The organism is Pseudomonas sp. L13 (assembly GCF_009935965.1).
Taxonomy (GTDB): Bacteria; Pseudomonadota; Gammaproteobacteria; order Pseudomonadales; family Pseudomonadaceae; genus Aquipseudomonas; species Aquipseudomonas lactis.
The window spans coordinates 1-6,548 of the sequence record NZ_QODJ01000116.1; the positions used below are offsets into that span (position 1 = coordinate 1).

The following is a 6,548-nucleotide window of genomic DNA, read 5'->3' on the forward strand; positions in this document are numbered from 1 at the left end:
AGTGGTGGGGCAAGAGCCCTTTTGGTTACTTTTGGGGCTCTTTTCCAAAAGTGACCCGCTGTCAGAGCGGAACCCTAGGTGGCCGTTACCGCAGGAATGGATATGTACACAATCCAACTGTGTCGCCTGCCAGGCCGCCTTAGCGAGCAAGCCCGCACAGTTGGATTGTGGGGCGTCAGGTAGAGAGATGTCGGCTTTCGGCCGCCATCGCAGGCAAGCCAGCTCCCACATTGGAATCGTGGGGTGTCAGGCAGATATGGGAGGCTGGCAAGTCACCATCGCAGGCCAGCTCCCACAGTTGGATCGCGGGGGTGTCAGTAGGTAAGGCGCCGTAAGCCCCCCCCGTCAACCCGGCAACGGAATCACCCGCAACGGCCGCACCGACTTGTACGAAAAACTTGAATAAATCTCCTTGACGCAAGGCAACGTCTGCAAAACCTCCCTGGCAAACTCGCCAAACGACTCCAGGTCCTTGGCCACCACTTCCAGCAAAAAGTCATAGCGCCCCGAAACGTTATGGCACGCCACAATCTCCGGAATCGCCAACAGCCGCTGTTCGAACGCCCGGGCGATTTCCTGGGTGTGGCTCTCCATCATGATGCTGACAAACGCGGTCACCCCATAACCCAGCGCCTTGGGAGAAAGGATCGCCTGATAGCCACTGATCACCCCGCTCTCCTCCAGGGTGCGCACCCGGCGCCAGCAGGGTGACGTGGTGAGGGCCACCCGCTCGGCCAACTCGGCCACGGTCAGGCGGGCGTTGCCTTGCAACGCGTTTAAAAGGGCTTTGTCCGTGCGGTCCAGCTTGATGGGCATAACGTGCCTCTGATCATTATTTTTATCGGTGTTTGATCCACAAACGCAGGTTTTTCCAGGCTTTTTAGCAAGGTTCATCTGTGGTTATGAGCATAGCATTGTAGGAAATAAGGAGCGCCCGACATGCACACTAAACACGCCAGCTTCGGCTTTTCTACCCGTGCCATCCACCACGGCTATGACCCCGCTGACCACCACGGCGCCCTCGTCCCGCCCATCTACCTGTCTGCCACCTTCGCCTTCCCCACCGTCGAATACGGCGCCGCCTGCTTTGCCGGCGAAGCCAGCGGCCATTTCTATACACGCATATCCAACCCCACCCTCGCCCTGTTGGAGTCACGCATGGCCAGCCTGGAGAACGGCGAAGCTGCCGTGGCATTCAGCTCCGGTATGGGCGCGATTGCCGCGACGTTCTGGACCCTGTTGCGCCCGGGCGACGAGATCATCGTCAGCCAGACGCTTTATGGTTGTACCTTCGCCCTGTTGCACCATGGCCTGGGCGAATTCGGCATCAAGGTGCAGCATGTCGACCTGACCGACCTGGCCGCCCTGCAAGCAGCCTTCTCCCCGGCCACCCGCATGCTCTACTGCGAGACCCCGGCCAACCCCAACCTGCGCCTGATCGACATCGCCGCCGTGGCCGAGTTGGCCCATCAACAGCCGAACGTCACCGTGGTGGTCGATAACACCTACTGCACCCCCTACCTGCAACGTCCCCTGGAACTGGGCGCCGATGTGGTGGTGCACTCGGCCACCAAATACCTCAGCGGCCACGGCGACATCACCGCAGGCATCGCGGTGAGCAACCAGGCCTTGGCCCAGCGCATTCGCCTGCAAGGACTCAAGGACTTGACCGGCGCGGTGATGTCACCCCAGGACGCCGCGTTGTTGATGCGCGGCCTCAAGACCCTGGGCCTGCGCATGGACCGCCATTGCAGCAACGCCCAGGCGGTGGCCGAGGCGTTGCAGGCGCACCCTGCAGTGCAGTGGGTGACCTACCCCGGGCTGCGTTCTTTCCCACAGTACGAACTGGCAAACCGGCAAATGAAACTGCCCGGCGGCATGATCGCCTTTGAACTCAAGGGCGGCATCGAAACCGGCCAGCGCTTCATGAACACGCTGCAATTGTTCACCCGCGCGGTCAGCCTGGGGGATGCCGAATCGCTGGCTCAACACCCGGCGAGCATGACCCACTCCACCTACACCCCCGAGCAACGGGCGCAGCACGGTATCAGCGAGGGCCTGGTACGTTTGTCAGTGGGGCTTGAAGATGTCGCCGACCTGCTGGCGGATATCCAACAAGCCCTGGCCAAGTGCAACGCTGCCAACCTGCGGCCCACCACGACAGCGGCGTACGCGATGAAATAGCGCCCAAACCCAAGCGTTTTGCGGTGCCTGGGCGGCGGTCGGAAGGATCCGACTGCCGCTGTGCCTGCTTAATGTTTTTTTTTCGCAGATTGGATCCCCCTCCTTCAGCCAGCCTGTACTAGCATGTCAGCGGCGGGACGCACTATCACTGCAGGTTATTCACATTAGTTACCTTCTTAATCCCCGTCGCTATAAGGCCCAATACCTGCACGAAACTCATGGACGAATTGATGAACTCACACCTGTTCCCACAGATAGGCAAGGTCATCGCCAGCACCGGCAGCCGCCATTTCCCACGCATGCTGCATGACCTGATCCTTACCCAACTGGCAGTGGACGCCACCCATATCACCCAATTGCAGGTCAGCCGCGAAGGCCTTGGTCGCCGCAAGATCAGCCCGGTGTACACCGATTCGGTGGCGGCCCTGGGCAGCGAGCAACTGGCCGCACAACTGCACCTCACGCGCCGCAAGGACGATGTGCGCTACGTACTGTCGGTGTATCGCTCGCACCCGTCCGAGAGTTTCTCCGCGCAAGAACGCAGCATGCTCCAGGACTTCTCCACGCTGTTGCTGCCCATGGTGGAAAAACACATCACCGCGCTGCAGCCATCGCTCCCTGACAGCCCATCGGCAGTGCCGCAACACCAGGGCATCGACACCTTGCGCCGACGCATTCAGGAGCGCCTGGTGCAATCGGGGCTGACCTTGTCCAACCGTGAACTGCAAGTGTGCGTAGGCCTGCTGGCCGGGCGCACTGCGCCGGAGCTGGCCGAGCAACTGGCGTTGAAGGTCAACACCATCGAGAGCTACCTCAAGCGTGCGGCGATCAAGTTGGGGATCAGCGGGCGGCATTCGTTGTTGCGGTGGATGTACTCGACCGAGTCTGACCCTACCCTATAAGCCAAGCATAAATCCCCTGTGGGAGCTGGCTTGCCTGCGATAGCGGTGGGTCAGCAACCCTGGGGAGACTGTCACGCCGCTATCGCAGGCAAGCCAGCTCCCACAGGTTTGAGCGCCGTTGGGTGGTCCGGATCAATCCCTTGCCAGTGCCTCTATCGGGTCCAACCGCGCCGCATTTCGCGCCGGCACAAAACCGAACACAATGCCGATCAACGTCGAACAGGCAAACGCGGTAACGATCGAACCCACCGAAAACACCATTTCCCACTCCTTCACAAACAGCGAAAACAGGTAGCCGATGGCGTAGGACAGCGAGATCCCGATGATCCCGCCGATCAGGCACACCATCACCGCCTCCACCAGAAACTGCTGGCGAATATCCGATTGCCGCGCCCCCACCGCCATGCGAATCCCGATTTCACGGGTGCGCTCGGTGACCGACACCAACATGATGTTCATCACGCCAATACCGCCCACCAGCAAGGAAATCACCGCAATCAATGACAGCAACAGCGCCAGGGAGCGGCTGGTTTTCTGTACCGTCTGCATGATGCTGTCGAGGTTGTTGGTGAAAAAATCCTTGGTGCCGTGGCGTTGCAGCATGAGCTTATTGACGTTGTCTTCCACCACCTTGCTCGGCTGGCCGTCCTTGATGCGCACGGTGATGCTGTCCAGATGACGCTGGCCCAGCAGACGCCCCGCCGCGGTTTCATACGGCACCCACACGTTCAGGGCCTTGCTGGCGGCGAACATGTTTTTATTGTCCGCCGTCACCCCAATCACCGTGCACGGCAGGTTACCTATCAGGATCACCTGGCCCAGCGGGTCGATGTTGGGCCCGAACAGGCGCTGGCGGGTATTATGGTCGATCACCACCACCTGGGCTTGGCGCCTTGCATCGCTTTCGCTGAAGGCAATGCCGGCTTCAAGCTTGAGGCCCTTGACCTTGAAGTAGCGATCACTGACGCCATTGACCTGGGCGTCCAGGTCGATATTGCCGTAGCGCAACAACAGGTTGCGCCCCACCACCGGCGTGGCGCTGTCCACGTAATACAGCTGGTTCAAGGCCTCCACATCCGAGGGCATCAAGGTCTCGATGGCCGAGGCGCGGCTGTCGCCAAAACTGGTGCCGGAAAAGATATCGATGGTGTTGCTGCCGATGGCCTGGATGTCCTTGAGCACATAGCGCTTGGCGCCTTCGCCGATGGCCGAGATCGACACCACCGAAGTGATGCCGATGACAATTCCGAGCATGGTCAGCAAGGTGCGCATGCGGTGGGAGATCAGCGCCACCCAGGCCATGTTGAACGCTTCCTTGAACAACCCCAGGCTCGCCACCAGGCGGCGCGCCCCGCTGCGTCGGGGCTCGACCGGCGCCTCGGCGGGCAATTCCAGGCCGACGCTGTCGTTGGCCTTGTCACTGATGATCTCGCCATCACACACCTCGACAATGCGCTGGGCGTTCGCCGCGACCTTGGGGTCGTGGGTGACGATAATCACCGTGTGCCCCGCCGCATGCAGCTCGGCGAGGATACGCATCACCTCCTTGCCACTGTGGGTGTCGAGCGCGCCGGTGGGTTCGTCGGCCAGGATCACTTCGCCGCCGTTCATCAAGGCCCGCGCAATACTCACCCGCTGCTGTTGCCCGCCGGACAGTTGGCTGGGCCGGTGGCTGGTGTGGCTCGACAGGCCCAGGCGTGCCAGCAGTTCCCCGGCGCGGCTATGGCGCTGGCTTTGCGGGGTGCCGGCGTAGATCGCCGGCATTTCCACGTTGTGCAAAGCGCTCAGGTGCGCGAGTAAATGGTAACGCTGGAAGATAAACCCGAAGTAATCGCGCCGCAGCTCCGCCAGTTGCTCATCGCCCAGGGAGCGGGTTTCGATGCCGTTGATCTTGTAGCTACCGGCGGTGGCGTAATCCAGACCGCCGAGGATGTTCATCAGGGTTGATTTACCCGAACCGGAGGCGCCGATAATCGCCAGCATTTCCCCGGCATGGATGCTCAGGTCGATGCCCTTGAGCGCAATGAATTCACGCTCGCCGGCCATGAAGCTGCGAGTGATGCCCTTGAGTTCCAACAGAGGCTGGCTCATGACTCAACTCCCCGCCACGGCAGGCGTGGCGTCGCCGATCACCACGGTGTCGCCCTCGGCCAGGCCGTCCAGGATCTGCACCTTGACGTTGTTATTGATACCGGTCTTCACCGTGCGCGCCACCGCCTTGCCCTTGGCATCCAGCACCCGCACTTCGTAGCGGCCATCGGCATTGCGCACACCCAGCGCCGCCACGGGCACCATCAGCGCGGCCTCGGCGGTATCGAGCACGATGCGCACCTGGGCGGTCATGGCGATGCGCAAGCGGTGGTCGGGGTTGGGCACGTCGAACAGCGCGTTGTAGAACACCGCAGTGTTTTGCTTCGGCGTGCCGGCGGTCTGGGTTTCAAGGAAATTCTGCGGCGCCGGCTCAGTGCCGCGCAGCTTGGCGTAATAGCGTTTGTCCGCCTCGCCGAGAATGGTGAAGTACACCTGCTGGCCGGGGCTGATATGAATCACATCCGCTTCCGACACTTGGGCCTTGACGGTCATGGTGTCCAGGTCTGCCAGCTTGAGCAGCACGGGCGCCAACTGGCTGGCGATCACGGTCTGGCCTTCTTGGGTGACGATGCCCACCACATCGCCGTCGATGGGCGCGTTGATGCGGGTGTAGGCCAGGTTGACCTTGGCGGTGTCGATCTGGATGTGTGCGCTTTTGATCTGTGCATCCAGGGACAGCAGGTTGGCCTGCTGTACCTGGTAGGTCGATTCGGCGTCTTCGAAATCCTGGCGTGACACCGACTCGTCGGCCTGCAAGCCTTTGTAGCGCTCATACACGGACTTGGCCTGCTTGAGTTGCGCGGCTGTTGCGCGGCGTTGGGCCTGGAGGTTTTCTTCATCGACCTGGGCTTTGCGCAGGGTGTTCTGCAGGATCAAGGGGTCGATTTCGGCCAGCCATTGGCCCTTCTTTACCTTGTCGCCGACTTTGACTTTCAGCGACTTGAGCTGGCCGGAGACTTGGGCGCCGACGTCGACTTGTTTGACGCCTTCCAGCAGGCCGGTGGCCAATACCGCGTTTTCGATATCGCCGCGTTCGGCGGTGGCGGTGAGGTATTGGGGGGCGTCGGCGGGGGCGTTTACGGTGTAGATGGCCAGGCCGATTGCGACGGCCACTGAAGCCAGAATGCCGATTTTGCGGAATTTAGACGTTTGCATGGTTGGCTTCTTGATCGAGTACGAATGCGTGGCAAGGGCCCTCGGTGTGGGAGCTGGCTTGCCTGCGATGGCGGCCTGACAGCCGACCGGGATGTTGGATTTGACTGAGTACATATCCGTTATTTAGGTAACGGCCACTTAGGGTTCCGCTCTTACAGCGGCTCACTTTTGAAAAGCGCAAAAGTAAGCAAAACGCTCTTGCCCCACCACTCGGCA

The 6,548-nt window shown here is 61.0% G+C and carries 5 protein-coding genes; 2 read left to right on the plus strand and 3 right to left on the minus strand.

Annotated features, from left to right (window positions below; translation table 11 throughout):
* Window positions 1-345 precede the first annotated feature (345 nt).
* Window positions 346-816, minus strand: a complete 471-nt coding sequence (locus tag DK871_RS28045) for an Lrp/AsnC family transcriptional regulator (RefSeq protein WP_014718112.1) — start codon at window positions 814-816, stop codon at window positions 346-348.
* Between the two features lie 123 nt (window positions 817-939).
* Here DK871_RS28045 and DK871_RS28050 point away from each other — a divergent pair, with 123 nt between their 5' ends.
* Window positions 940-2,184 (plus strand): methionine gamma-lyase, encoded by a 1,245-nt coding sequence (locus DK871_RS28050; protein ID WP_161907441.1) that lies wholly within the window; start codon window positions 940-942, stop codon window positions 2,182-2,184.
* 230 nt (window positions 2,185-2,414) lie between these two features.
* On the plus strand, window positions 2,415-3,086 hold the full coding sequence (locus DK871_RS28055; protein WP_178116091.1) for a helix-turn-helix transcriptional regulator: 672 nt from the start codon (window positions 2,415-2,417) through the stop codon (window positions 3,084-3,086).
* A gap of 132 nt (window positions 3,087-3,218) precedes the next feature.
* Here the strand turns inward: DK871_RS28055 and DK871_RS28060 are convergent, their stop codons facing one another.
* Window positions 3,219-5,177: a MacB family efflux pump subunit gene (locus DK871_RS28060; RefSeq protein ID WP_161907443.1), complete on the minus strand. Its 1,959-nt coding sequence runs from the start codon at window positions 5,175-5,177 to the stop codon at window positions 3,219-3,221.
* A gap of 3 nt (window positions 5,178-5,180) precedes the next feature.
* Window positions 5,181-6,332 (minus strand): macrolide transporter subunit MacA, encoded by a 1,152-nt coding sequence (macA, locus tag DK871_RS28065; protein ID WP_056784316.1) that lies wholly within the window; start codon window positions 6,330-6,332, stop codon window positions 5,181-5,183.
* Window positions 6,333-6,548: the final 216 nt, after the last annotated feature.